Raw genomic sequence first — 23,897 nt, 5'->3', positions numbered from 1 at the left:
CGCCGGGCCAGGAGCCGACCCATGCAGACCCTGCTGCTCCTGTCCGCCGGCGACGCCGAAGCCCTCGACGCCGCGCTGCTGTCGGGAGCGGAGGCCGTGGCGCTCGACCTCGGCGACCCGCACGGGTCGGGCGACCGCGCGGGGCTGCGGGCGGCGGCGCTGGACGCGCTGATGCGCCGCGATGTCGTCGTGCCCGGACGCGGCGCGCCGGCCATGATGGTCCGCGTCGCCCCCCTGGCGAGCGGGCTCGTCGACGCCGACCTCGACGCCGTCATGGCCGGAGCGCCCGGCGCCGTGCTGCTGCCCGGCGCCGTGGGAACGCGCGACCTGCAGCACCTCGCCGCCAAGCTCGCGGTCCGCGAGGCCGAGCACGGCCTCGCCGCGGGCTCCACCCGCATCGCCGCGGCGCCGGCCGACACCGCAGCGGGCGTCCTCGCGCTCGGCACGCTGCCCGGCGCGACGCCGCGCCTGCTCGCCCTCCTGTGGGATCCCGCGGCCCTGGCGTCGGCGCTGGGCGTCGGCGCTGGCGCGTCCCCGGTGCGGCACGCGCGCGATCTCCTGCTCCTCGCGGCCGCGGCGGCCGGCGTGCCGGCCATCGATCGGGGCCTGCCCGGCGGCGGCCTCGCCGCCGGCTGCGCGGCCGCGCGGCGCGACGGGTTCGCGGGTTGCGTCGTGCGGCGGCCCGACGAGATCGCCACGGCAGCGGCAGCCGTCCCCCGCGCCGGGCAGGGCGCGCCCGCGCGCGTTGACTATGCCGGAACCCGCCCTTAGCTATCGGGGCCTGAGGGGAGCAGGGCCGCCGCGGCGACGCGCCGGACGTCCCCGTTCACGGAACAGCCGCGCGATGAAGATCCTGGTGCCCGTCAAGCGGGTGGTCGACTACAACGTGAAGATCCGGGTGAAGCCGGACGGCTCGGGCGTGGACCTGGCCAACGTCAAGATGGCGATGAACCCCTTCGACGAGATCGCGGTCGAGGAAGCGCTGCGCCAGAAGGAGGCCGGCAGGGCCAGCGAGGTCGTGGTGGTGTCGATCGGCCCCGCGCAGGCGGTCGAGACGCTGCGCACCGGCCTCGCCATGGGGGCCGACCGCGGCATCCACGTCAAGACCGACGCTCCGCCCGAGCCGCTCGCGGTCGCCAAGGTCCTCGCTGCCGTGTGCAGGGCCGAGGAGCCGGGCGTCGTGATCATGGGCAAGCAGGCCATCGACGACGACTGCAACCAGACCGGCCAGATGCTGGCCGCGCTGCTCGGCTGGGGCCAGGGCACCTTCGCGTCCCGGCTCGTGCTCGGCGCGGGCGAGGCCGAGGTCACCCGCGAGGTGGACGGCGGCGCCCAGACCGTGACGCTGAGGCTGCCCGCGGTGGTGACCACCGACCTGCGGCTCAACGAGCCGCGCTACGCGTCGCTGCCCAACATCATGAAGGCCAAGAAGAAGCCGGTCGACGCCCGGACGCCCGACGACTTCGGCGTGGACGTGACGCCGCGCCTCGCCGTGCTGAAGACCGTGGAGCCGCCGCCGCGCCAGGGCGGCGCCAAGGTGGGCTCGGTGGCCGAGCTCGTGGGCAAGCTGCGTGAGACGGGGGTGATCCGATGACGGTTCTCGTGCTGGCCGAACAGAAGGACGGCGTGCTCAACGAGGTGACGGCGCGGGCGCTGACGGCGGCGAAGCAGATCGCCGACGCGGCGGCCGGCGACGCCGTGCACGTGCTGGTGACCGGCCGCGGGGCCGCAGAGGCCGCGCGGGCGGCGGCGCAGCTCGACGGGGTGGGCAAGGTGCACGTGGCCGAGGGCGGCGCGCTCGACCACGGCCTCGCCGAGCCGGCCGCGGCGCTGCTGGTGAGGCTCGCCGACCACCACAAGACCATCGTGGCGCCCGGCACGGCGGCCGCCAAGAACGTCATGCCGCGGCTCGCGGCGCTGCTCGACGTCATGCAGGTGTCGGAGATCACGCGCGTTGTGTCGTCCGACACGTTCGAGCGGCCGATCTACGCCGGCAACGCGATCCAGACGGTGCGGAGCGCCGACCCCGTGAAGGTCGTGACGGTGCGCACGGCGGCCTTCGCGGCGACGCCGTCCGGCACCGCTGCGGCGCCGGTCGAGGCCATCGACGCGTCCGCGATCGCGTCGGACCTGTCGCGGTTCGGGGGCGAGGAGCTGGCGAAGTCGGACCGCCCGGAGCTGACGTCGGCCAAGGTGATCGTGTCGGGCGGGCGGGCGATGGGCAAGGCGGAGAACTTCAAGACCTACCTCGAGCCGATCGCGGACAAGCTCGGGGCGGCGATGGGCGCCTCGCGCGCGGCGGTGGACGCGGGGCTCGCGCCGAACGACTGGCAGGTGGGGCAGACCGGCAAGGTTGTGGCGCCGGAGCTCTACATCGCGGTGGGGATCTCGGGGGCGATCCAGCACCTGGCGGGCATGAAGGACTCCAAGGTCATCGTGGCCATCAACAAGGACGAGGACGCGCCGATCTTCCAGGTGGCGGACTACGGGCTCGTGGGCGACCTGTTCACCATCCTGCCCGAACTCGACGCGGCGCTCGCCGAGGGCTGAGCGATCGCGGACCCCGGCGGCATCCGGCGCGCTTTCCTGCGCGCGGAAGCCCGCGCGGGCGCGTCGGCGTGCTAACGTGGATCACGGCCGCCACCGCGCGGGCGACGGCCGCATCAGGCGACGGGTGGGCAGGGGCATGGACGGACAGATCAGGACGCTGGGCGTCATCGGCGCGGGCCAGATGGGCAGCGGCATCGCCCACGTGGCCGCCGCGGCCGGCTTCGACGTCGTGATGACCGACCTGTCGTCGGACCGGCTCAAGGCCGGCCTCGCCACGATCAACGGCACCATGACCCGCCTCGTCAAGAAGGGCGGGATGACCGAGGAGGCCCGCGACGAGGCGCTGGCGCGCATCAGCACGGGCGACTCCTACGACGCGCTCGGCGCCTGCGATCTCGTGATCGAGGCCGCGACCGAGAACGAGGTGGTCAAGCGCAAGATCTTCTCGACGCTCTGCGCGTCGCTGAAGCCCTCGACCATCCTGGCCTCCAACACCTCGTCGATCTCGATCACCCGGCTCGCCTCCGTGACGGACCGCCCGGAGCGCTTCATCGGCATCCACTTCATGAACCCGGTGCCGCGCATGCAGCTCGTCGAGCTGATCCGCGGCATCCAGACCGTGCCGGAAACCTTCGAAGCCGCGAAGGGCTTCATCGACCGGCTCGGCAAGACCTCGACCGTGTCGGAGGACTTCCCCGCCTTCATCGTCAACCGCATCCTGCTGCCGATGATCAACGAGGCGGTCTACGTGCTGCACGAGGGCGTGGGCAGCGTGGAAGCCATCGACACGGCGATGAAGCTCGGCGCCAACCACCCGATGGGCCCGCTTCAGCTCGCCGACTTCATCGGCCTCGACACCTGCCTCGCCGTCATGCAGGTGCTCTACGAGGGGCTCGCCGACTCGAAATACCGCCCCTGTCCGCTGCTGGTGAAATATGTCGAGGCCGGCTGGCTCGGGCGCAAAACGCAGCGCGGCTTCTACGACTACCGCGGCGAGACGCCGATCCCGACCCGCTGAGCGGCCCAAGGCTCACTCCCCGTCGCGGCCGGCGCGCCCACGAACCTGTGGGTTGCCCCCGCTCGCGACCGCGTGCCGCTCGGGGGCGGGGCTTCACAATCGTGTCATCGCGCATGTAGACTGTCGCCACGCCGCCCCGGAAGGGCTGGGGCGTAGCTACAGGCGCAGCGACGATGGTTCTCCACACGAACCTCACGGCTGACGATCGAGGGACCCGCGCCGTGGGCCGCGCGGGGTCATGGCTCGACCGCTTCGATCCCCCGGCCTCCGACCCGCCCGACCGACCGGACCACCGCCTCGCGAGCCTCGCGGGTTCGGCGAAACTGCTCAAGGCCACCACGGTCAGCGCCGGGGAGGGCAGTTGATGGGTTTCCATAGGTCCACTCCCGAACTCTGCACCCTTGTGCTCAACGCCGACATGCAGCCCCTGAGTTGGGGGCCCCTTTCCGTCTGGGCCTGGCAGGACGCCCTGGTGGCGGTGCTCCAGGGGCGGGTGCATCAGGTGTCGAGCTACGACGTCGAGGTCCACTCGGCCACCCAATCCTTCCGCATCCCCTCCGTCATCAGCCTCAAGAAATACCACAAGCGGAACCGCATCTCCTTCACGCGGTACCACGTCTTCCTGCGCGACAGCTTCCGCTGTCAATATTGCGACAAGCGCGAGGAAAGCACGAACCTGACGTTCGACCACGTCGTGCCCCGCGCCAGGGGCGGAACGACCTGCTGGACCAACATCGTCACCTGCTGCGCCAAGCATAACCTGCAGAAGGCCGACAAGACGCTGAAGCAGTCGGGCCTCAGCCTGCGCCGCATGCCGTTCGAACCGACGCCCGTGCAGCTCGACAGCATCGCCCGCCGGCAGCCGATCCCCGACAACCTGCACGAAACGTGGCTCGACTACCTGTATTGGGACTCGACGCTGGAGCCCTGATCCGTCACAGGATCGGCGTCGGGCGCCCCCGCCTCCAAAAGGCCGCGGGCGCCCCCGACGCTGCGCCGACCGACGCCTCAGCAGGAGCCACGCCCTGAACGCGATCCCACCCACGGGCCTGCCCCCGGCGCACCGCCGCCGCAGGGTCAACATCGCCTTCGGGGCGGAGCGCATCGGCCTGCTCGGCCTGCGTCATCCCGTGCTGGCGACGCTCCTGCTGCTGGCGCTGGCCGTGGCGGCGGGCTTCGGGGTGACGCGGCTCCAGGTCGACGACTCCCTGAGCCAGCTGTTCCGCTCCGACACGCCGGAGTTCCGCCAATACGAGGACGTGACGCGGCGCTTCCCGTCGAACGAGTTCGACGTGCTCGTCGTCGTGACCGGGAACGACCTCCTGGCCCGCGAGCCGCTCGACCACCTGCGGAGCCTCGTCACCGACCTGCAGCTCGTGGACGGCACGACCGGCATCATCTCGCTGTTCTCGGCCCGGCAGGCGCCGGAGCCCGGCCACACGGTGCCGCCGGCGCTGTTCCCCGATCCGCTGCCGGAAGGGGCCGCCTACGACGCCCTGATCGACCGCGTGAAGACCAACGACATCATCAAGGGCAAGCTCCTGTCCGAGGACGGGCACCTCGCCCTGATCGTGCTGTCGCTCGACCCGAAGAACCAGGGGCACTACGGTCCCACGATCGCGGAGATCCGGAAGAGCGTCCGCGACGACCTCGCCGGCACGGACCTCCAGGGCGAGCTCTCGGGCGTGCCCGTGATGCAGCTCGAGATCCGCGACGCGGTCGAGCGCGACCGCGTGCTCTACAACGCCGTGGGCTTCGCCGCGGGCTGCCTCATCGCCATCCTGTTCTTCCGCCGGGTGTCCTTCATGGTGGTGGCGGCCGGCCCGCCGCTGATCGCGATCCTGTTGGCGCTCGGCACGCTCGGCTGGCTCGACTTCCGCCTCAACATGTTCCTCAACGTGATGACGCCGCTCATCATGGTGATCTCCTTCTCGGATTCGATGCAGCTCACCTTCGCAGCGCGCGACAGGCTGATGGCGGGCGAATCCAAGCGGGACGCCTTCCGCAACGCGGTGCTGGTCGTCGGCCCGGCCTGCGTGCTCACCCACGCCACCGCGGCGCTGTCCTTCACGGCGCTGCTGTTCACGAAGTCCGACCTCATCCGCACCTTCGGCGAGGCGGGCCTGATCTCGACCTGCATCGCGCTGCTCGCGGTGCTGATCCTGGTGCCGCTCCTGGGGCTGCTGCTGGTGCGCAACGTCGACCGGCTGACCGTCGCGTCGCGGGGCTCGGACGCCGGCGTGCAGGCGCTCCGGCGCTTCTGCGCCTTCGTGGCCGAGCGCATGGTGAGCCACCCCGGCCTCTACAGCGCCATGGGCGTGGTGGTGGTGGCGGGGCTCGCCTTCGCCTACGCGCACCTCCAGCCGAGCTACCGGCTCGCCGAGCAGGTGCCCGACAAGGAGCAGGCCGTGCAGGCCAGCGGCAAGCTCGACAAGGAGCTGACGGGCGCCAACCCGGTCGACGTGCTGATCGAGCTCCCGCCCGGCCAGTCGCTGTACTCGCCCGAAACGCTGGGAGTCATCGCCGCCGTCCACCGGACGGTGGAGAAGCAGGCCGGCCTCGGCAACGTGTGGTCCCTCGAGACGCTGCGCCGCTGGCTCGCCGCCAAGGCCGGGGACGACAGCGCCGCCACGCTCCAGCGCTACGTCGGCTACCTGCCGAAATACCTCGTCCACCGCTTCATCGACGAGAAGGGGGATGCCGTGCTGGTGTCGGGCCGCATCCCCGACAAGGACGCGAGCCAGCTCCTGCCCGTCGTCGACGACCTCGACGGCAGCCTGAACGCCGTCCGGGCGGAATACCCCGGCTACGGGATCGCCGTGACGGGCCTCGCCGTGATCGCGGCGCGCAACAGCGCCAGCATGATCGACAAGCTCAACCGCGGCCTGACGCTGGAATTCCTGCTCGTCGCCGTGTTCATCGGCCTGGCGTTCCGCTCCGTCGTGGTGGCGCTGGCGGCCGTGCTGCCCGGCATCTTCCCCGTGGTGGCGTCCGGGTCGCTGCTGCTGCTGCTCGGGCAGGGGCTGCAGTTCGTCAGCGTGGTGGCCCTCACGGTGTCGTTCGGCCTGGGGCTGAGCGCCACGATCCACTTCCTGAACCGCCTGCGGCAGGAGGACGACCCGGACCAGGATCCGGCGGTGGGCGTCGAGCGCGCGACCGTGCTGATGGGGCCGGCGCTGATCCTGACCTCGGTGGTGCTGGCCTGCGGCCTCGCCGTCACGGTCTTCTCGGACCTGCCGTCGCTCCGGCTCTTCGGCTGGCTCAGCGCCTTCGCCATGATGGCGGCTCTGGTGGCGGACTTCCTGATCCTCCGCCCGACCATGACGTTCCTGGTCGAGACGGCGCGGCGCTTCGGCGGCGGCCAGATCGGCACCGCCGCGGCGGAATAGGGAGCATGTCGGCGCCGGGGCCGAGCCCCGGCGCGGGTCTCAGGCCCTGCGGAGCGAGATCCTCACGCTCTGCACGTCCGTGCCCTGGGCGTTGATGGTGATCGCCTGGACCTTGCCGTTGCTGGTCGCCGCGAGCTCGAGGCCGAATCCGGTGCCGCTCAGGCTCGCCTGATATTCGCCGGGGCCCGGCACGCGGCCGGTCACGTCGCCGCTGACCTGGCGCGTCGTCTCCCGCCACGTGCCGCTGAACTGGCTCCCCTGAGCCACGACGTTGGAGATGATGTTCACGCGGTAGCTGTCGCTGGCGCAGTTGACGTTGATGTTCAGCGCCTGCCCGCTCGGCCCCGTCGAGTAGCTCGCCTTGCACTTGATCCGGTCGTGCGAGCCGTCCGCCATGGTGACGTCTCCGGAGCCGGTCCATTCGCCGGGGAAGCCCGTGAAGGGCCCCGCCGCGAAGGCCGGGGCCGCCGCGGAGCACAGCAGGGCCGCCAGCGGCAGCGCCTTCGCCGAGCCGGCGAGCCCGATCGTTCCACCGTTCAGTCGCATCATCGACACTCCCACACCGCCCGAGCCGACCGGGAACCGGGCCGCGCGAGTGATTCGCGCCGCGGTTCGACCGGCGGCAGTCTTCCGTCGCGGTGAACGGAAGACAATATCGTCGGTCAACGTCTAACAGAACCGATCGGTTCTGTATCGGCGCCCGTTCATTCCGCCGCGGCGCGTTTGGTGCTCTCGATGGTCTGGATCACCTCGAAGCCCTCGAACTCCGGATGGCCGAGGTACATCTGGCGCGTCGAGCCCGCCCCGCCGTGGGCCGAGCGGAACTGCTGCGACGTCGTCCACGCGCTGAAGCTGTCGCGGTCGGCCCAGATCGTGTGCGACGAGTAGAGCGTGTGGTCGTCCCGCTCGGGCCCCTTCAGCATGTGGAACTCGACGAAGCCCGCCACGGTGTCGAGGTGGCTCTCGCGGTTGAGCCACAGGTCCTCGAAGGCCTTCTCCTCGCCCTTGACGACCTTGAACCTGTTCATGGCGATGAACATCGCAAAACTCCCTGTTTCGGCGACCGGCCCCCGGGGCCGCCCGATGCCGAACAGTATGTCGTGTCGACCGCGCCGAGGTGAAGGGCTCCGGGGGCGCCGGGGCGGGCTTTCCCGTGGCGGTCGCGGGGCCGAGGTGCTAGCTCTGGACCTCGGCCGCCGCCGACGGTGCAGTGCGGCGCCGAAGCCGGGCCACAGCGTGTCCGCGGATCGCGTTTGAAGGGCGTCGCCATGGAGAAGCCGTCCGTCGTTCTGATCGTCGAGGACGACGCGCTGCTGGCCGAGGTGGCGCTGGAGATGGTCGAGGAGGCCGGCCTGCCCGCCGTGGCGGTCGACTCCGTGGACGCCGCCCTGGACTATCTCAAGGAGCACGCCGACGGGGTCGCGGCCATGTTCTCGGACGTCAGGCTCAAGGGCCCCCTGAACGGCGTCGAACTCGCGGCCTTCGTGGCGGTGCGCTGGCCCACCATCGCGATCTGCGTCACCTCCGGCGTGGCGCTGGAGCGGCCCTACCGCCTGCCGCGCAACGCCCGCTTCATGCCGAAGCCGTGGAAGGCCGAGGAGGTCATCGCCTTCGTGCAGGGGGCGTCGCGGGCCCGTTGACCCGCTCCGTGCTCAGGCCGCGACGATGCGGGCCAGCGTGTCGAGCACCTCGTCGGAGGTGAAGGGCTTGGGCAGGGTCGGCCGACCCTGCCATTCCGCCGGCAACCCCTGCGAGCCGTAGCCGCTCGAGAAGACGAGCGGCACGCCGCGCCCCGCGAGCAGGGCCGCGACCGGGAAGCTGGACTCGCCGTTGAGGTTCACGTCCAGCACCGCCACGTCGATCTCCGCGGCCGTCGCGAGTTCGATCGCCTGCCGCACGTTCATGGCGGGGCCGACGATCTGGCAGGACGAGTCCTCGAGGATGTCCTCGAACAGCATCGCGATCAGCGCCTCGTCCTCGACGATCAGCACCTTCTTTCCTCGAAGCCTTCCGCGATCCACGCCGTCCACCATCAACCCGTCCCCATCCGAGCGCTCCCCGGAACCGGAGGCCGCATGTCGAGACCGGCCTTAAGCCAGCCCCGGTGCCCCGTCACCGCGACGCCTTGACGTCGTCCCGCCCGTGGCGTGCCGCGACTAGGCTCGTGCGTCGTCGCGGCTGTCAATCGTCTTCTGCCGGACGGAGCGAAGGAGGCTCGATCGGGCTTGACTGTTCAGGGCGCGGCGCCGATCTTGATCCACTGAACCCCCCGTCGCCCGTCCGCGGCGGGGCCTTTCGTCGTATCCTTCCGCCCATCCGATGTCCCGTCCGAGGAGAGAACCATTCGCCGCCCCATGAAAGCCGCTCCGGTCCCACAGAAGGATGGGCCAAAGATCAATCGTGACATCCGCGTCCGCGAAGTGATGCTGATCGATGCCGAGGGTCAGAACCGGGGCGTCACCGAGATCACGGAAGCGCTGAAAGTCGCCGAGGAGGCGGGTCTCGACCTCGTCGAGATCGTCCCGAACGCCACGCCTCCCGTGTGCAAGCTGCTCGACTACGGCAAGCACCGCTTCACCGAGCAGAAGAAGCAGGCCGAGCAGCGCAAGCGGCAGAAGGTCGTCGAGGTGAAGGAGATCAAGCTCCGGCCGGGCATCGACGAGCACGACTACGACGTCAAGATGAAGGCCGTGAAGCGGTTCTTCGACGAGGGCGACAAGGTGAAGGTGACCCTGCGGTTCCGCGGCCGCGAGATGGCCCACCAGGACATCGGCTACCGCCTGCTCGACCGGGTGAAGACCGAGACGCTCACCATCGCCAAGGTGGAGTCCGAGCCCTCCATGGAGGGGCGGCAGATGGTGATGGTGCTGTCGCCCCGCTAGGCGACCTCCCACCCAGGATCTCGCGCGAAGGCCGGCCCGCCGCCGGCCTTTTTCGCGTCTGGACGTCGGCGCCGAGACTTACGCCTACCTTACTAAAGATTCATCCCCGGGAAATGGCGAGGCAATGTGCCGAGCCCCATGTTGCTGGCCATGGAGACGGCGCGCCGGGGCGTGCCGCTCGATCGACCAGGAGCCTCCCCCCATGACGAAGCGTCCGACCATCCGCACCGCCCTCTACGGTGCCGTGGCCGTCACGGCGCTCGGCGCCACCGTGGCCGCGCCGAACCTGCTGTCCACCGCTCCCGCCCACGCGGCCCAGATCGCCGGCCAGCCGGCGCCCAGCACCATCGCCCCGGGCTCCTTCGCCGACGTGGTCGACCGCGTCAGCCCCGCCGTCGTGTCCGTCAAGGTCAAGATGGTCGAGAACGCCTCGTCGAACGACGACGATGATTCCGGCCCGCAGGGCATGCCCAACATCCCGAAGGGCGACCCGCTGGAGCGCTTCTTCCACCAGTTCCAGCAGCGCGGCATGAACGGGCAGAAGCCCAAGCCCCACGTCGGCATGGCCCAGGGCTCCGGCTTCTTCATCTCGGCCGACGGCTACATCGTCACCAACAATCACGTCGTCGAGAACGCCACCGACGTCGAGGTCGTGACCCAGGACGGCAAGACCGTGCCGGCCACCGTGGTCGGCACCGACAAGAAGACTGACCTCGCCCTCATCAAGGTGAAGAGCGGCAACAACTACCCCTTCGTCCAGTGGGCCCCCACCGTGCCGCGCGTCGGCGACTGGGTGATCGCGGTCGGCAACCCGTTCGGCCTCGGCGGCACGGTGACGGCCGGCATCGTGTCGGCCCGCGGCCGCGACATCGGCGCCGGCCCCTACGACGACTTCCTGCAGATCGACGCGCCGGTGAACCGCGGCAACTCGGGTGGCCCGACCTTCAACACGGAAGGCCAGGTGGTCGGCATCAACACCGCCATCTTCTCCCCGTCGGGCGGCAGCGTCGGCATCGGCTTCGCCATCCCCACCGAGGTCGCCAGGGGCGTCATCCAGGACCTGCGCGACAAGGGCGTGGTGGCCCGCGGCTGGCTCGGCATCCAGATCCAGCCCGTCACGGCCGACATCGCCGACTCGCTCGGCCTGAAGGACACCAAGGGCGCGCTCGTCGCCGAGCCGCAGAAGGGTTCGCCCGCCGCGGCGGCCGGCATCCGCTCCGGCGACGTCATCACGGCGGTCAACAACGACGCGGTCGACGGACCCAAGGAGTTGTCGCGCAAGATCGCCGGCCTCGGCCCGGACAAGAAAGTGGCGCTCACGGTCTTCCACGACGGCAGCGCCAAGCAGGTGGACGTGACGCTCGGCACGCTGCCGAACGACCAGCAGGCTAAGGCCGACATGCCGAAGGCGCAGGACGACAAGGCCCAGCTGTCGAACTACGGCCTGACGCTCGCTCCGGCCGCCTCGGTGGCCGGCGCCGGCAGCAACGGCGTCGTGGTGGCGGACATCGATCCGGACGGCACCGCGGCCCAGAAGGGCCTGCAGACCGGCGACGTGATCCTGGAAGCCGCCGGCAAGCCGGTGACCAAGCCCTCCGACGTGTCGGCCGCGCTGGCCGACGCCAAGAAGGACGGCCACAAGGCGGTTCTGCTCCGCGTGAAGACCGGCGACAACGTCCGCTACGTGGCACTGTCGACCACCAACGCGGGCTGATCGGGCTTCCCCGGGCTCCCGCGCGCTCAGCGCCCCCCGAGGGCGCGGGCTCCCCGGGGTGAGAGCGGCAGGCCGGGCGAAGGTCCGGCCTGCCGTTTTCGTTCGCGGGCCGTCCGGCGGCTCCGGCTTCCGGGCATCCCCTTCGTCGACCATGTTTTCAGGACCCCCACGCCATGCGCATCCTGGTGATCGAGGACGATCCCGAGGCGTCGAGCTATCTCGTCAAGGCCTTCGGCGAGGCGGGCCACGCCGTCGACGTCGCGGCCGACGGGCTCCAGGGCTATGCCATGGCGCAGGACGGGACCTACGAGGTGCTGGTCGTCGACCGCATGCTGCCCAAGCTCGACGGCCTATCGCTGATCGGCGGCCTGCGCGCCCAGAAGGTCGAGACGCCGGCGCTGATCCTGTCGGCGCTGGGCCAGGTCGATGACCGCGTGAAGGGCCTGCGCGCCGGCGGCGACGACTACCTCCCCAAGCCCTACAGCTTCTCGGAGCTGCTCGCGCGCGTCGAGATCCTGGCGCGCCGCAAGCCGCTCGACACCGGCGAGACGACCTTCTACCGGGTCGGCTCCCTCGAGCTCGACCGCCTCGCCCACAAGGTGTCCCGCAACGGCAAGGACATCCCCGTGCAGCCGCGCGAGTTCCGGCTGCTCGAATACCTCATGCGCAACGCCGGCCAGGTGGTCACCCGCACCATGCTCCTCGAACACGTGTGGGACTATCACTTCGACCCGCAGACCAACGTCATCGACGTCCACATCTCGCGGCTCCGCTCCAAGATCGACAGGGGCTCGGAGGCGCCGCTCCTCCACACGGTGCGGGGTGCCGGGTACATGATCCGTGACGATCGTCGGTAAGCTGTTCCGCACGACGGCCTTCCGGCTGTCGCTGGCCTATCTGGTCATCTTCGCGGTCGGGGCCGGCGTCGTGCTCGGCGGCATCGACTGGGACGTCAACCAGCTCCTAGACGGGCAGATCGGCCAGACCATCCAGGCCGAAACCAACGGGCTCGCCGAGCAATATGACACGGGCGGCATCCGCCAGCTCATCACGGCGGTGGAGCGCCGCACCGAGCAGCCCGGCGCCTCGCTCTACCTCGTGACCAACTACGCCGGCGAGCCGCTGGCCGGCAACGTCGCCGCCCTGCCGCCAGGGGTCATCGACCATCCCGGCCTGATCGAGATCACCTACGAGCGCCACAGCGAGCGGCGGGCGTCGCACCTCGCGCTGGCCCAGGTGCTGCTGCTGCCGAGCGGCTTCCGCCTCCTCGTCGGCCGCGACCTGGAGGAGCGCGAGAACCTGCGCGACGTGATGATCCACGCGCTGTTCACCTCGCTGTTCTGGGTGATGCTGGTGGGGCTGGTCGGCGGCCTCGTGATGTCGTTCCGCATCCTGCGCCGCGTCGACGCCATGAACGCCAGCGCCCGCACCATCATGGAGGGCGACCTGTCGCGCCGCCTGCCGCTCGGCGGCACCGGCGACGAGCTCGACCGCCTGGCCGCCAACCTCAACGCCATGATCGCCCGCATCGCGGGGCTGATGACGGGTCTGCGCGAGGTGTCGGACAACATCGCCCACGACCTCCGCACCCCGCTCACGCGGCTGCGCAACGGCGCCGAGGAGGCCCTGCGCGCCGACTGCGACGCGGACCGCCAGCGCGCCGCGCTGGAGAAGGTCATCGCCGAGGCGGACGGGCTGATCGCCGTGTTCAACGCGCTCCTGATGATCGCGCGGGCCGAGGCCGGCGCGGGCCGCGACTCGCTGACCGAGGGGGACGCCGGCGCCGTGGTGGCGGACGTGGCCGAACTCTACGAGCCCTCGGCCGAGGAGGAGGGCGTCCGCTTCTCGGCGGAGGTCGATCCCGGGCTCGCGGTGCTGCTCAACCGCGAGCTGCTCGGGCAGGGGGTCGCCAACCTCATCGACAACGCGCTGAAATACGGCACGGCGGAGGAGGGCGGCGCGTCCGAGGTCGCCGTGTCGGCGCGGCGCGCGGGCGACCGCGTCGAGATCGCGGTGGCGGACCGCGGGCGCGGCATCCCCGCCGCCGACCGCGCCCGCGTGCTCGACCGCTTCGTCAGGCTCGAAGGCTCGCGGTCGCTGCCGGGCTCGGGCCTCGGCCTGTCCCTGGCCGCCGCCATCGCGCGGCTGCACGGCGGTGAGCTGCACCTGTCGGACAACGGGCCGGGGCTGCGCGCCGTGATGAGCCTGCCGGCGGCGGCGCGGAAGGCGGAGCCTCCCCGCGCGGCCCAGCCCGCCCTGCTGGAGCACGGCGGACCCCCGTGAGGGCGCCCGCCGCTCCGCGGTTCAGACCAGGCAGGCCTGGAAGCCCTCGCGGATCTCCCGCTCGGGCAGGTCGCGCCCGATGAACACCACCTTGGACAGGCGCTTCTCGTCCGGCTTCCAGTCGCGCTGCACGTCGCCGTCGAGCATCATGTGCACGCCCTGGAACACGAAGCGCTTGGGCTCGCCCTTGAAGGCCAGGATGCCCTTCGAGCGCAGGATCTTGCCGCCCTCGCGCTGCACGAGGTCGTTCAGCCAGGGCATGAACTTCTGCGCGTCGACGTCGCCGTCGTGCGCGATGGCGACCGACTGCATGTCCTCGTCGTGGTAGTGCTTCAGGCCGCCGTGGTGATGGTGGCCGTGGTGGTGATCGTGCCCGTGATCGTGGCCATGATCATGGTGATCGTGGTCGTCCTCCTGGAGGAAGTCGGGCTCGATCTCCAGGATGCGGTCGAGGTCGAAGGCGTTGCGCCCCAGCACCGCGTCGAGCGGCACGGCGCAGCGCTCGGCCTTGTGCAGCTTGGCGTAGGGGTTGATGGCGCGGATGCGGGCCTCGACCTCGCGCAGCTTGGCGGGCTCGACCGTGTCGATCTTGTTGAGCACGATCACGTCCGCGAAGGCGATCTGGTTCTTGGCCTCGGGGGCGTCCTTCAGGCGGTCGCTGAGCCACTTGGCATCGGCGACCGTCACCACGGCGTCGAGGCGGGCGTTGTCCTGCACCTCCTGGTCGACGAAGAAGGTCTGCGCCACGGGCGCCGGGTCGGCGAGGCCGGTGGTCTCGACGATGACCGCGTCGAACTTGCCGCGGCGCTTCATCAGGCCTTCGAGGATGCGGATCAGGTCGCCGCGCACGGTGCAGCAGATGCAGCCGTTGTTCATTTCGAACACTTCCTCGTCGGCGCCCACCACGAGGTCGTTGTCGATGCCGATCTCGCCGAACTCGTTGACGATGACGGCGTATTTCCGGCCGTGCTCTTCCGTCAGGATGCGGTTCAGCAGGGTCGTCTTGCCGGCCCCGAGGTAGCCGGTGAGCACGGTGACGGGGATCTTGTCCATGGGGAACTCCGAAGGCGCGGGCGTGCCGGCATCCTGCTGGCACACGCCGGCCCGGGCCTGCAAGCCGGGCCGGCCGCCGTCGTTATGTTGTAGCGCCGGCCCGGAATGGAAGCCATCCGGGCCGTCCGTCCCCGTCAGAGCGAGCCGACGATCCGCTTCAGCTCGGCGCGGAAGCCCTCGGCCAGCTCGGGCCGCGACATGGCGAAGGCCACGTTGGCGGCCAGGAAGCCGAGCTTGGAGCCCGTGTCGTAGGTGAAGCCGTCGAAGCGCGTGCCGTGGAAGGGCTGGTTGCCCAACATGGTCTTCATCGCGTCGGTGAGCTGGATCTCGCCGCCCGCGCCCTTCTCGCCGCGCGCCAGCACGTCGAACACGGAGGGGTCGAGGATGTAGCGGCCCGAGATGATCGAGGTGGAGGGAGCCTGCCCCTTGGCGGGCTTCTCCACCATGCCGGTGATCTCGAACTCGGAGCCCTTGTCGGCGCCGATCGAGACCACGCCGTACTGGTGCGTCTGGTCCTCCGGCACCTCCTCCACCGCGATGACGTTGCCGCCGTGGCGCTCGTAGGTGGCGATGCACTGGGCGAGGCAGCGGCCGCCGCGCTCGCCGGGGAGCGTGATCATGTCAGGCAGCAGCACCGCGAAGGGCTCGTCGCCGATGATGTCGCGGGCGCACCATATGGCGTGGCCGAGGCCGAGCGGCTGCTGCTGGCGGGTGAAGGAGGTCGAGCCCGCGGCCGGCAGGTCGGCCATCATGGCCTGGTATTCCTTCTCCTTGCCGCGGCGCTTCAGCGTGTCCTCGAGCTCGTAGGCGATGTCGAAATGGTCCTCGATCACCGCCTTGTTGCGCCCGGTGACGAAGACGAAGTGCTCGATGCCGGCTTCGCGCGCCTCGTCGACCACGTGCTGGAGCACGGGGCGGTCCACCACGGTCAGCATCTCCTTGGGGATGGATTTGGTGGCGGGCAGGAACCGCGTGCCGAGGCCCGCCACGGGGAACACCGCTTTCCGAATCTTCTTCATGGGACCGTCCTCACCTTGCCTTCCATCCTGACCGTGCGGGGGCGCCATCCGGTCCCGTCCCGCTTGAACGGCGGCTGAACCCGCAGGGTAGCAGCCCCGTCCCCCGACACCACGCGCTTTGTTCAGCAGTCGGGTTTATGTCCGGTTGATCGACGGACGGCCCGGCATGGAATCGCGTGCGGCGCCGGAGAAAGGGCGGGACAATGACAGTTCTGGTGACGGGCGGCGCCGGCTACATCGGCAGCCACATGGTTCTGGCGCTCCTCGACGCCGGGGAGACGCCGGTGGTCGTCGACGACCTGTCGACCGGCTTCCGCTCCGCCGTGCCGGAGGGCGTCGCGCTGGTCGAGGGCGACTTCGGCGACCAGGCGCTGGTCGAGCGCGCCATCGCCGAGCACGGCGTCGACGCCGTCGCGCATTTCGCCGCCAAGATCGTCGTGCCGGAGTCGGTGGCCGACCCGCTCGGCTACTACCTCAACAACACCGCCAAGGCGCGCAACCTCATCGAGAGCGCCGTGCGCTCCGGCGTGAAGCGCTTCATCTTCTCCTCCACGGCGGCCGTCTACGGCGAGACCGACGCGGGCCTCGTCACTGAGGACCGGCCCCTGAAGCCCGTGTCGCCCTATGGGCGCTCCAAGCTGATGGTGGAATGGATGCTGGAGGACGCGGGCGCGGCCCACGACCTGCGCGCCGTGGTGCTGCGCTACTTCAACGTGGCGGGCGCCGATCCGAAGGGGCGCGCCGGGCAGTCGACGCGCGACGCCACCCACCTCATCAAGGTGGCGGTGCAGACCGCGCTCGGCCGGCGCGCCCGCATGCAGATCTTCGGCGACGACTACCCGACGCCGGACGGCACCTGCCTGCGCGACTACATCCAGGTGTCCGACCTCGCCCAGGCCCACATGGACGCGCTCCGCCACCTCCGCGGCGGGGGCGCGAGCCTCACCTGCAACGTCGGCTACGCGCGCGGCTATTCGGTGAAGGAGGTGGTCGACGTCGTGCGCCGCGTGTCGGGCGTCCCGGTCGAGGCCGTGATGTCGCCGCGCCGCGCGGGCGACCCCGCCGCCATCGTGGCCTCCAACGACCGCATCCGCTCGGAGCTCGGCTGGGCGCCGAAGCACGACGACCTCGACGCCATCGTGCGCCAGGCGCTCGACTGGGAGCGGCGGCTCCACAACGGCCCGGCCGAGTAGGCGCCGTCCCGCCCCGGCGGGTGCGTCGCGGCCGGCGGCCCCTGTGTTGCACATCCGCCGCACCCGCCCCATGTTCCCCGCGAAGGGGCCGCCGCGGCGGCCGGGCGGATGCGGGGAGCGTCGATGTCGTTCGGGAATGTCACCATCGGAGGGAAGCCGTCCACTCCGGCCGCCGTCACCAAGGACGTCACCACCGCCACCTTCCGCCAGGACGTGATCGCCGAATCGGCGCGCCAGCCCGTGCTGGTGGACTTCTGGGCGCCCTGGTGCGGCCCCTGCAAGCAGCTCGCCCCCGTGCTGGAGAAGGTCGTCGCGGCCGCGCAGGGCAAGGTCAAGCTGGTCAAGATGAACATCGACGACCACCCCGAGATCGCCGGCCAGCTCGGCATCCAGTCCATCCCCGCCGTGATCGCCTTTCAGCGCGGGCAGCCGGTCGACGGCTTCGCGGGCGCGCTGCCCGAGTCGCAGATCAAGCAGTTCCTGGAGCGGATCGCCGGGCCGATGGGCGACCCCGTCAAGGAGATGCTGGAGGAGGCCGCGGCCGCCGCGGCCGAGGGCGACCCCGAGACGGCCGCCGCCATCTATTCCGAGATCCTCGCCGAGGACGAGAGCAACGGCGGCGCCCTGGCGGGCCTCGCGCGGCTGCACCTCGACGCGGGCGACCTCGACCAGGCCAAGGCCGTGCTGGCCCTGGCGACCGGCTCCGCCGCGGCCGACCCCGCGGTCGCGGCCGCGCGCGCCGCGGTCGAGAACGCCGAGCAGAGCGCGAACCTCGGCGACGCCGCCGACCTGCTGCGCCGCATGGAGGCCGACCCGGCCGACCACCAGGCGCGCTTCGACTACGCCCTGGCGCTCAACAGCCGCGGCAAGCGCCAGGAGGCCGCGGACGCGCTCCTTGACATCATCAAGGCGGACCGCAGTTGGAACGAGGACGGGGCGCGCGTGCAGCTCCTGAAGTTCTTCGAGGAATGGGGCTTCGCCGACCCGGCGTCGGCGGCGGGGCGGCGCAGGCTGTCGGGCCTCCTGTTCCGGTGACGGCGGGTCGAGGATGAGCGGCGGGGTGGGAGCATGAGCATCAACAAGCCGTACCGGGGGCCGGACGACCTGCCCCAGGTCATCCCGGTCTTCCCGCTGAGCGGCGCGCTGCTGCTGCCGCTCGGCCAGCTGCCGCTCAACATCTTCGAGCCGCGTTACATGCAGATGATCGACGACGCCCTCAAGGGCGACCGCGTCATCGGCATGGTGCAGCTCCTGTCGGACGCGCCGGGGCAGGGCTCCAGGCCCGCGCTCTACGGCATGGGCTGCGCGGGCCGCATCACCTCGCTGGAGGAGTCCGGCGACGGCCGCTACGTCATCACCCTCACCGGCGTGGCGCGCTACCGCATCGTCGAGGAGCTGTCCGCCGTGACGCCCTACCGCCAGGCGCGCGTCGACTTCGCGCCCTTCGCGGGCGACTTCGACGAGTCCGGCGAGCGCGACGCCGTGAACCGCGACGGCGTGATCCGCGCCCTGCGCCGCTTCGCCGAGGTGCACCGCCTGTCGGTCGACTGGGAGGGCATAGACGCCGCGCCGAGCGACCTGCTGGTCAACGCGCTGTCGATGATGAGCCCGTTCGGCGCCAAGGAGAAGCAGGCGCTGCTGGAGGCGCCGGGCCTCAAGGCCCGCGCCGACGTGCTCATCGCCATCGCCGAGATGGACCTCGGGCGCGACGGTGCGCCCGCGACGCTGCAGTGATACAGGGGGCGGACCTGACCCACGCGAGCCCCGCCATGCCGACCGAACCGGACGACCTGCCCATCCCCAGCACCGCGCCCGGCGGCGCCACCGGCGTCGATCGCCGCCTCCTGGAGATCCTGGTCTGTCCCCTCACCAAGTCGAGCCTCACCTACGACGCAGCCCGCCAGGAGCTCGTGTCCGAGGCCGCCAAGCTCGCCTATCCGATCCGCGACGGCATCCCGATCATGTTGCCCGAGGAAGCGCGGCCGCTGGACGCGTAGCTCCCCTTCTCCCCTCGCGGGGAGAAGGAGGGGGCGAGCCCGGTCACCCCGCCGCCGCGGCCGCGATCTCGGCCGCGAGCCGCGCGTTGTTCAGGATCAGCGCGACGTTGGTCCTGAGGCTCCGTCCCCCCGTCAGCTCCAGCATGCGCGCCAGGACGAAGGGCGTCACGCCCTTGCCGCCGACACCGCGCCGCGCCGCATCCGCCACGGCCTCGTCGATGTGGGCGGCGATCTCGCTCCCCGGGATCTCGTCCGCTTCCGGCACGGGGTTCGCCACCAGCACGCCGCCCGAGAGCCCGAGCCGGCGCTGCGCCGCCATCAGCGCCGCCACCTCGGCGGCGGAGTCGAGCCGCAGCGGCGCCGGCAGGCCGCTGTCGCGGCTCCAGAAGGCCGGGAAGCGGTCGGTGCCGAAGCCCACCACCGGCACGCCGCGGGTTTCGAGGTATTCTAGCGTCCGCGGCAGGTCGAGCAGCGCCTTGGCGCCGGCGCAGACCACCGTGACCGGCGTGCGGCCGAGCTCGTCGAGGTCGGCCGACACGTCGAGCGTGGTCTCCATGCCGCGGTGCACGCCGCCGATGCCGCCCGTGGCGAAGACGCGGATGCCGGCGAGATGCGCGCAGATCATCGTGGCCGCCACCGTGGTCGAGCCGTCGCGGCGCATCGCCACCGCGTAGGCGAGGTCGGCGCGGCTGAGCTTCATCGCCCCGCTGCCCCGGCCCAGCGCCTCCAGCTCGTCCTCCGACAGCCCGACCCGGATGCGGCCGCCGAGCACGGCGATCGTGGCCGGCACGGCGCCGCCCTTCCGCACCGCGGCCTCGACGGCGCGGGCGGTCGACACGTTGTCGGGGTAGGGCATGCCGTGGGTGACGATGGTGGATTCGAGCGCCACCACCGGCGCGCCGCGGCCGAGCGCGGCCCGCACCTCGGGGGACAGGTCGAGCGGCAGGTCGTGGGTCATGGCGGTCTCCATCGGAGGTGCGGCTAGATCACGGGCGCGCCGGCCTGCCAAGCCGGCGGCTCCCCGCACTTAAGCATTCTTAGAGATGTGGCCCGGATCGTGGGTCGGACCGGCGCGCGCGGCGGCGCGGGGGGCGGCCCGTGCCGAAGCGGCGCGGAACCGTCCCCGATCGGGACGACGGGGCGGCCCTCCTTCGGGCGGGCACGCCTGGAGGTTGGGCCGGACATGTCGCTGCAGCACACTGGGCCCCTCCCGCTCGCCCCGGCCAGCCCGTTCCCGGCCCGGATCGCTTCCGAGCCGCGCGAGGCCCCGCGCGCTGCCGCCTCGCGGGCGGCGATCCCGGCGCCGCTCTTCACGGTCGACCGCCTGGAGGGTGTTGACTGCGCCGGGCATCGCGACGCCTGGGTCGACCTCGTCGGCCGGGCGCTGGAGCCCAACCCCTTCCTCGACCCCGACTTCGCCCTCCCGGCCGCCCAGCACCTGTCCGGCCGGCGCCGGCCCTGCTTCGCGCTGGTCTGGGCCGAGGACGGCGCGGGGCGGCGCGACCTCGTCGCCGTCTGCCCGATCGTCGCGGGGCTCGGGCCGCTGCGGGGGCTGGCTTCCGCCTGGCTCCACGACCTGTCGACGCTCGGCCTGCCCCTGCTCGACCGCGACCGCGCCGACGCGGCGCTCTCGGCCCTGCTGGCCTGGGCCGGCACCGCGCTGAGGGGCGCCTCGGGCCTCCTCGTGCCGTCGCTCCCCGCCGACGGGCCGACCGCCGCCGCGCTGCGCCGCGTCGCCGCGAAACGCGGGCTCGACCTCGCCGTGCTGGCCACATGGGAGCGCGCGGCCCTGCGCCGGGGCGACCCGGCGGACCTCGCCGCCCCGTCGGCCAGAGGCGCGAAGGAGCTGCGCCGGCAGCGGCGGCGCCTCGCCGAGCGCGGCGCCCTCGCCTTCGCCAGCGCGGAAGCCGCCGCGGACCTGCGCTCCGAGGTCGAGCGCTTCCTCAGCCTCGAGGCGGGCGGCTGGAAGGGGGCGGCCGGGACCGCGATGCTGTCCTCCTCCGGCCGGACGGCCTTCCTGCGCACGGCCGTCCGCATGCTCGCGCGCCGCGGCCTGTGCCGCATCGACAGCCTGACGCTCGACGGCGCGCCGGTCGCCATGGCGGTGACGCTGCGCGCCGGGGACGCCGAGTTCCTGTGGAAGATCGCCTACCGCGAGGACGTCGCGCGGTGCTCGCCCGGCGTGCTGCTGGTGCTCGATCTCACCGAGGCCCAGCGCCGGAGCGGACGGGCCGCCGCGGTCGACTCCTGCGCGGTGCCGGACCATCCGATGATCGACCGCCTGTGGGGCGGGCGGATCCGGCTGTGCGACGTCGCCGTGGCGCTCGAACCCCGTCGCGGGCCGGCGTTCCATCGGGCCGTCGCGGTCGAGCGCGGGGCGCGGCGGCTGCGCGCCGGGGTGAAGCGGATGGTGCTCGGATGGCGTGCGCGCCGGGCGCGCCGCGCCGGCTGACGGGTGGAGGTGCCGAGACCGCGCGGCCCGCCACGCCTCTGCCTCTTTTCTGTTCATATCCCTGCCGCAGTCGCGGCCATTCCGAGGCGCCGCGTGCTTGCACGGCGGGTAGGGCCATGTTAGTCCCCGGCCTGCAACGACCCGAGGGGTTGTGATTGCAACAGCGGCGATCCATGGACAATCATGGTGCCGGGGCGGGCGCATGCGACGGCTCCGAAACGCGCTGGACCGTCTTCGTCGAGGGTGAAACGCCGTGGCCGATGCCGAAAACATCGTATCCGGGATGGCTGGCCGCTACGCCTCCGCCCTGTTCTCGCTGGCCAAGGATTCCCGTTCCATCGACAAGGTCGCCGCCGATCTCCGCGCCTTCGATGCGCTGATCGCCGACAACGCCGACCTGCAACTGCTGGTGCGCTCCCCGGCCTTCTCGGCCGAGGACCAGACCCGCGCCCTGAAGGCCGTGCTGGGGCGGGCCGGCGTGTCCGGCCTCACCGCCAATTTCCTGCTGCTCGTGGCGTCCAAGCGCCGGCTGTTCGCCGTCCGCACCATGATCCGCGATTACCTCGCCCTCGACGACGCCGACCGCGGCGTGTCGCGCGCGCAGGTCACGGTGGCCGAGCCGCTGAGCGGCGACCAGCTCGCGGCCTTGAAGGCCTCCCTGGCCGAGGCCACGGGCGGCAAGTCGGTGGAAGTCGACATGAAGGTCGACCCCGAGATCATCGGCGGCATCGTCGTGCGGCTCGGCAGCCGCATGGTCGACGCCTCGATCCGAACCAAACTCAACTCTATCCGCACACGCATGAAAGAGGTCGGCTGATGGACATCCGCGCTGCTGAGATTTCCGACATCCTCAAGCGGGAGATCCAGAACTTCGGCACCGAGGCCGAGGTCACCGAGGTCGGCCAGGTCCTGTCGGTCGGCGACGGCATCGCGCGCATCTACGGTCTCGACAACGTCCAGGCCGGCGAGATGGTCGAGTTCGAGACCGGCGTGCGCGGCATGGCGCTGAACCTCGAAGCCGACAACGTCGGCATCGTGATCTTCGGCTCGGACCGCGAGATCGGCGAGGGCCAGACCGTCAAGCGCACCGGCGCCATCGTGGACGTGCCGGTCGGCAAGGGCCTGCTCGGTCGCGTGGTCGACGCGCTCGGCAACCCGATCGACGGCAAGGGCCCCATCGTGTCGGACCGCCGCGCCCGCGTGGACGTGAAGGCGCCCGGCATTATCCCCCGCAAGTCGGTCAACGAGCCGATGGCGACCGGCCTCAAGGCCGTCGACGCGCTGATCCCGATCGGCCGCGGCCAGCGCGAGCTCATCATCGGCGACCGCCAGACCGGCAAGACCGCCGTGGCGCTCGACGCCATCCTGAACCAGAAGGCCATCAACGCCGGCACCGACGAGGCCGCCAAGCTCTACTGCGTCTACGTCGCGGTGGGCCAGAAGCGCTCCACGGTGGCCCAGCTCGTGAAGGTGCTGGAGGAGAACGGCGCGATGGACTACTCCATCGTGGTCGCCGCCACCGCTTCCGACCCGGCCCCGATGCAGTTCCTGGCGCCCTTCGCCGGCTGCGCCATGGGCGAGTTCTTCCGCGACAACGGCATGCACGCCCTGATCGTCTACGACGATCTGTCCAAGCAGGCCGTGGCCTACCGCCAGATGTCGCTGCTGCTGCGCCGCCCGCCCGGCCGCGAGGCCTATCCCGGCGACGTGTTCTACCTGCACTCCCGCCTGCTGGAGCGCGCCGCCAAGCTCAACGACAGCCAGGGCAACGGCTCGCTGACCGCCCTGCCGGTCGTCGAGACCCAGGCCAACGACGTGTCGGCCTACATCCCGACCAACGTGATCTCGATCACCGACGGCCAGATCTTCCTCGAGACCGACCTGTTCTACCAGGGCATCCGCCCGGCCGTGAACGTCGGCCTGTCGGTGTCGCGCGTCGGCTCCGCCGCCCAGACCAAGGCGATGAAGAAGGTCGCCGGCAAGATCAAGGGCGAGCTCGCGCAGTACCGCGAGATGGCCGCCTTCGCGCAGTTCGGCTCCGACCTCGACGCCACCACGCAGAAGCTGCTGAACCGCGGCTCGCGCCTGACGGAGCTCCTGAAGCAGCCGCAGTTCTCGCCGCTGAAGATGGAAGAGCAGGTCTGCGTGATCTACGCCGGCGTGAACGGTTACCTCGACGGCGTGCCGGTCAACCGCATCCGCGGCTACGAGGACGGGCTGCTGGCGCTGCTGCGCTCCAGCCACATGCCGCTGCTCGACGCGATCCGCACCTCCAAGGACCTGTCGGACGACTCGGCCGGCAAGCTGAAGTCGGTGGTCGAGGGCTACACCAAGTCCTTCGCCTGAC

General features: G+C 71.3%; 25 protein-coding genes. 19 read left to right on the top strand and 6 right to left on the bottom strand.

Translation table 11 applies throughout. The annotated features are described in order from the left end of the window. Window positions 1-21 precede the first annotated feature (21 nt). The 7 genes from L7N97_RS03695 to L7N97_RS03665 all read left to right on the top strand — a co-directional run bounded on the left by L7N97_RS03695 (window position 22) and on the right by L7N97_RS03665 (window position 6,957). A complete protein-coding gene (locus L7N97_RS03695) occupies window positions 22-771 on the top strand; it encodes an aldolase/citrate lyase family protein (protein ID WP_237477020.1) in 750 nt (249 codons plus the stop codon). A gap of 73 nt (window positions 772-844) precedes the next feature. After that, entirely contained in the window at window positions 845-1,594 is a 750-nt protein-coding gene (locus tag L7N97_RS03690; RefSeq protein WP_237477019.1) for an electron transfer flavoprotein subunit beta/FixA family protein, read from the top strand. Next, window positions 1,591-2,550, top strand: coding sequence for an electron transfer flavoprotein subunit alpha/FixB family protein (locus L7N97_RS03685; protein WP_237477018.1), 960 nt, complete (start codon window positions 1,591-1,593; stop codon window positions 2,548-2,550). The genes L7N97_RS03690 and L7N97_RS03685 overlap by 4 nt, the downstream gene beginning before the upstream one ends. A gap of 136 nt (window positions 2,551-2,686) precedes the next feature. Further along, window positions 2,687-3,568 (top strand): 3-hydroxybutyryl-CoA dehydrogenase, encoded by an 882-nt coding sequence (locus L7N97_RS03680; RefSeq protein ID WP_237477017.1) that lies wholly within the window; start codon window positions 2,687-2,689, stop codon window positions 3,566-3,568. A gap of 173 nt (window positions 3,569-3,741) precedes the next feature. Beyond that, on the top strand, window positions 3,742-3,933 hold the full coding sequence (locus L7N97_RS03675; RefSeq protein ID WP_237477016.1) for a hypothetical protein: 192 nt from the start codon (window positions 3,742-3,744) through the stop codon (window positions 3,931-3,933). Continuing rightward, a complete protein-coding gene (locus L7N97_RS03670; RefSeq protein ID WP_237477015.1) occupies window positions 3,933-4,499 on the top strand; it encodes an HNH endonuclease in 567 nt (188 codons plus the stop codon). Before L7N97_RS03675 ends, L7N97_RS03670 begins: the two co-directional genes overlap by 1 nt. Window positions 4,500-4,593: 94 nt before the next feature. After that, a complete protein-coding gene (locus tag L7N97_RS03665; RefSeq protein WP_237482026.1) occupies window positions 4,594-6,957 on the top strand; it encodes an efflux RND transporter permease subunit in 2,364 nt (787 codons plus the stop codon). 39 nt (window positions 6,958-6,996) lie between these two features. Here L7N97_RS03665 and L7N97_RS03660 read toward each other — a convergent pair whose 3' ends face one another. Together L7N97_RS03660 and hmuQ are read right to left on the bottom strand one after the other, a co-directional pair. After that, window positions 6,997-7,506 carry a hypothetical protein gene (locus L7N97_RS03660; protein WP_237477014.1) on the bottom strand — a complete coding sequence of 170 codons (510 nt, stop codon included), beginning with the start codon at window positions 7,504-7,506 and terminating at the stop codon, window positions 6,997-6,999. A 155-nt stretch (window positions 7,507-7,661) separates the two neighbouring features. Beyond that, entirely contained in the window at window positions 7,662-7,997 is a 336-nt protein-coding gene (gene hmuQ / locus L7N97_RS03655) for a heme-degrading protein HmuQ (protein WP_237477013.1), read from the bottom strand. A gap of 228 nt (window positions 7,998-8,225) precedes the next feature. Between hmuQ and L7N97_RS03650 the strand changes: the two genes are divergently transcribed. Further along, complete coding sequence (locus tag L7N97_RS03650) at window positions 8,226-8,597, top strand: response regulator (RefSeq protein WP_237477012.1); 372 nt, start codon at window positions 8,226-8,228, stop codon at window positions 8,595-8,597. A 12-nt stretch (window positions 8,598-8,609) separates the two neighbouring features. On the opposite strand, the gene L7N97_RS03645 is transcribed toward L7N97_RS03650, so the two are convergent. Then, window positions 8,610-8,948: a response regulator gene (locus L7N97_RS03645; RefSeq protein WP_237477011.1), complete on the bottom strand. Its 339-nt coding sequence runs from the start codon at window positions 8,946-8,948 to the stop codon at window positions 8,610-8,612. 363 nt (window positions 8,949-9,311) lie between these two features. Between L7N97_RS03645 and infC the strand changes: the two genes are divergently transcribed. From infC to L7N97_RS03625, 4 genes are all read left to right on the top strand, one after another. Beyond that, complete coding sequence (gene infC, locus L7N97_RS03640) at window positions 9,312-9,839, top strand: translation initiation factor IF-3 (protein WP_237477010.1); 528 nt, start codon at window positions 9,312-9,314, stop codon at window positions 9,837-9,839. A gap of 202 nt (window positions 9,840-10,041) precedes the next feature. Continuing rightward, a complete protein-coding gene (locus L7N97_RS03635) occupies window positions 10,042-11,553 on the top strand; it encodes a Do family serine endopeptidase (RefSeq protein ID WP_237477009.1) in 1,512 nt (503 codons plus the stop codon). Between the two features lie 173 nt (window positions 11,554-11,726). Continuing rightward, a complete protein-coding gene (locus L7N97_RS03630; protein ID WP_237477008.1) occupies window positions 11,727-12,410 on the top strand; it encodes a response regulator transcription factor in 684 nt (227 codons plus the stop codon). Further along, entirely contained in the window at window positions 12,394-13,836 is a 1,443-nt protein-coding gene (locus tag L7N97_RS03625; protein WP_237477007.1) for a sensor histidine kinase, read from the top strand. The genes L7N97_RS03630 and L7N97_RS03625 overlap by 17 nt, the downstream gene beginning before the upstream one ends. Before the next feature lie 21 nt (window positions 13,837-13,857). On the opposite strand, the gene L7N97_RS03620 is transcribed toward L7N97_RS03625, so the two are convergent. Together L7N97_RS03620 and L7N97_RS03615 are read right to left on the bottom strand one after the other, a co-directional pair. Continuing rightward, complete coding sequence (locus L7N97_RS03620) at window positions 13,858-14,889, bottom strand: CobW family GTP-binding protein (RefSeq protein ID WP_237477006.1); 1,032 nt, start codon at window positions 14,887-14,889, stop codon at window positions 13,858-13,860. A 134-nt stretch (window positions 14,890-15,023) separates the two neighbouring features. Continuing rightward, window positions 15,024-15,908: a UTP--glucose-1-phosphate uridylyltransferase gene (locus L7N97_RS03615; protein WP_237477005.1), complete on the bottom strand. Its 885-nt coding sequence runs from the start codon at window positions 15,906-15,908 to the stop codon at window positions 15,024-15,026. A gap of 203 nt (window positions 15,909-16,111) precedes the next feature. On the opposite strand from L7N97_RS03615, the gene galE reads away from it, so the two are divergent. The 4 genes from galE to L7N97_RS03595 all read left to right on the top strand — a co-directional run bounded on the left by galE (window position 16,112) and on the right by L7N97_RS03595 (window position 19,098). Continuing rightward, window positions 16,112-17,101 carry a UDP-glucose 4-epimerase GalE gene (galE, locus tag L7N97_RS03610; protein WP_237477004.1) on the top strand — a complete coding sequence of 330 codons (990 nt, stop codon included), beginning with the start codon at window positions 16,112-16,114 and terminating at the stop codon, window positions 17,099-17,101. 123 nt (window positions 17,102-17,224) lie between these two features. Then, entirely contained in the window at window positions 17,225-18,136 is a 912-nt protein-coding gene (gene trxA / locus L7N97_RS03605; protein ID WP_237477003.1) for a thioredoxin, read from the top strand. A 33-nt stretch (window positions 18,137-18,169) separates the two neighbouring features. Then, the gene (locus L7N97_RS03600) at window positions 18,170-18,835 is read left to right on the top strand and encodes an LON peptidase substrate-binding domain-containing protein (RefSeq protein ID WP_237477002.1); all 666 of its coding nucleotides are present in this window, start codon (window positions 18,170-18,172) and stop codon (window positions 18,833-18,835) included. A gap of 35 nt (window positions 18,836-18,870) precedes the next feature. Continuing rightward, on the top strand, window positions 18,871-19,098 hold the full coding sequence (locus L7N97_RS03595) for a Trm112 family protein (RefSeq protein WP_237477001.1): 228 nt from the start codon (window positions 18,871-18,873) through the stop codon (window positions 19,096-19,098). Window positions 19,099-19,141: 43 nt separating this feature from the next. On the opposite strand, the gene L7N97_RS03590 is transcribed toward L7N97_RS03595, so the two are convergent. Next, window positions 19,142-20,056, bottom strand: coding sequence for a pseudouridine-5'-phosphate glycosidase (locus tag L7N97_RS03590; RefSeq protein ID WP_237477000.1), 915 nt, complete (start codon window positions 20,054-20,056; stop codon window positions 19,142-19,144). A 225-nt stretch (window positions 20,057-20,281) separates the two neighbouring features. On the opposite strand from L7N97_RS03590, the gene L7N97_RS03585 reads away from it, so the two are divergent. The 3 genes from L7N97_RS03585 (at window position 20,282) to atpA (ending at window position 23,896) form a co-directional block, all read left to right on the top strand. Beyond that, on the top strand, window positions 20,282-21,550 hold the full coding sequence (locus L7N97_RS03585) for a GNAT family N-acetyltransferase (protein ID WP_237476999.1): 1,269 nt from the start codon (window positions 20,282-20,284) through the stop codon (window positions 21,548-21,550). 253 nt (window positions 21,551-21,803) lie between these two features. After that, window positions 21,804-22,367, top strand: coding sequence for a F0F1 ATP synthase subunit delta (locus L7N97_RS03580; RefSeq protein WP_237476998.1), 564 nt, complete (start codon window positions 21,804-21,806; stop codon window positions 22,365-22,367). Then, window positions 22,367-23,896: a F0F1 ATP synthase subunit alpha gene (gene atpA, locus L7N97_RS03575; RefSeq protein ID WP_237476997.1), complete on the top strand. Its 1,530-nt coding sequence runs from the start codon at window positions 22,367-22,369 to the stop codon at window positions 23,894-23,896. Before L7N97_RS03580 ends, atpA begins: the two co-directional genes overlap by 1 nt. Window position 23,897 lies beyond the last annotated feature (1 nt).

Source organism: Lichenibacterium dinghuense (assembly GCF_021730615.1).
GTDB classification, from domain to species: Bacteria; Pseudomonadota; Alphaproteobacteria; order Rhizobiales; family Beijerinckiaceae; genus Lichenihabitans; species Lichenihabitans dinghuensis.
Note: the sequence above shows the minus strand (reverse complement) of the source record. Positions and strands in the feature narration are given on the sequence as shown.

Coding starts and splice junctions, on each gene's coding strand:
- atpA (WP_237476997.1), top strand. CDS start 22,367: ATGGACATCCGCGCTGCTGAGATTTCCGACATCCTCAAGCGGGAGATC.
- L7N97_RS03590 (WP_237477000.1), bottom strand. CDS start 20,056: ATGACCCACGACCTGCCGCTCGACCTGTCCCCCGAGGTGCGGGCCGCG.
- hmuQ (WP_237477013.1), bottom strand. CDS start 7,997: ATGTTCATCGCCATGAACAGGTTCAAGGTCGTCAAGGGCGAGGAGAAG.
- L7N97_RS03585 (WP_237476999.1), top strand. CDS start 20,282: ATGTCGCTGCAGCACACTGGGCCCCTCCCGCTCGCCCCGGCCAGCCCG.
- L7N97_RS03595 (WP_237477001.1), top strand. CDS start 18,871: ATGCCGACCGAACCGGACGACCTGCCCATCCCCAGCACCGCGCCCGGC.
- L7N97_RS03620 (WP_237477006.1), bottom strand. CDS start 14,889: ATGGACAAGATCCCCGTCACCGTGCTCACCGGCTACCTCGGGGCCGGC.
- L7N97_RS03690 (WP_237477019.1), top strand. CDS start 845: ATGAAGATCCTGGTGCCCGTCAAGCGGGTGGTCGACTACAACGTGAAG.
- L7N97_RS03660 (WP_237477014.1), bottom strand. CDS start 7,506: ATGATGCGACTGAACGGTGGAACGATCGGGCTCGCCGGCTCGGCGAAG.
- L7N97_RS03680 (WP_237477017.1), top strand. CDS start 2,687: ATGGACGGACAGATCAGGACGCTGGGCGTCATCGGCGCGGGCCAGATG.
- L7N97_RS03600 (WP_237477002.1), top strand. CDS start 18,170: ATGAGCATCAACAAGCCGTACCGGGGGCCGGACGACCTGCCCCAGGTC.
- infC (WP_237477010.1), top strand. CDS start 9,312: ATGAAAGCCGCTCCGGTCCCACAGAAGGATGGGCCAAAGATCAATCGT.
- L7N97_RS03615 (WP_237477005.1), bottom strand. CDS start 15,908: ATGAAGAAGATTCGGAAAGCGGTGTTCCCCGTGGCGGGCCTCGGCACG.
- L7N97_RS03670 (WP_237477015.1), top strand. CDS start 3,933: ATGGGTTTCCATAGGTCCACTCCCGAACTCTGCACCCTTGTGCTCAAC.
- L7N97_RS03650 (WP_237477012.1), top strand. CDS start 8,226: ATGGAGAAGCCGTCCGTCGTTCTGATCGTCGAGGACGACGCGCTGCTG.
- galE (WP_237477004.1), top strand. CDS start 16,112: ATGACAGTTCTGGTGACGGGCGGCGCCGGCTACATCGGCAGCCACATG.
- L7N97_RS03675 (WP_237477016.1), top strand. CDS start 3,742: ATGGTTCTCCACACGAACCTCACGGCTGACGATCGAGGGACCCGCGCC.
- L7N97_RS03630 (WP_237477008.1), top strand. CDS start 11,727: ATGCGCATCCTGGTGATCGAGGACGATCCCGAGGCGTCGAGCTATCTC.
- trxA (WP_237477003.1), top strand. CDS start 17,225: ATGTCGTTCGGGAATGTCACCATCGGAGGGAAGCCGTCCACTCCGGCC.
- L7N97_RS03635 (WP_237477009.1), top strand. CDS start 10,042: ATGACGAAGCGTCCGACCATCCGCACCGCCCTCTACGGTGCCGTGGCC.
- L7N97_RS03695 (WP_237477020.1), top strand. CDS start 22: ATGCAGACCCTGCTGCTCCTGTCCGCCGGCGACGCCGAAGCCCTCGAC.
- L7N97_RS03685 (WP_237477018.1), top strand. CDS start 1,591: ATGACGGTTCTCGTGCTGGCCGAACAGAAGGACGGCGTGCTCAACGAG.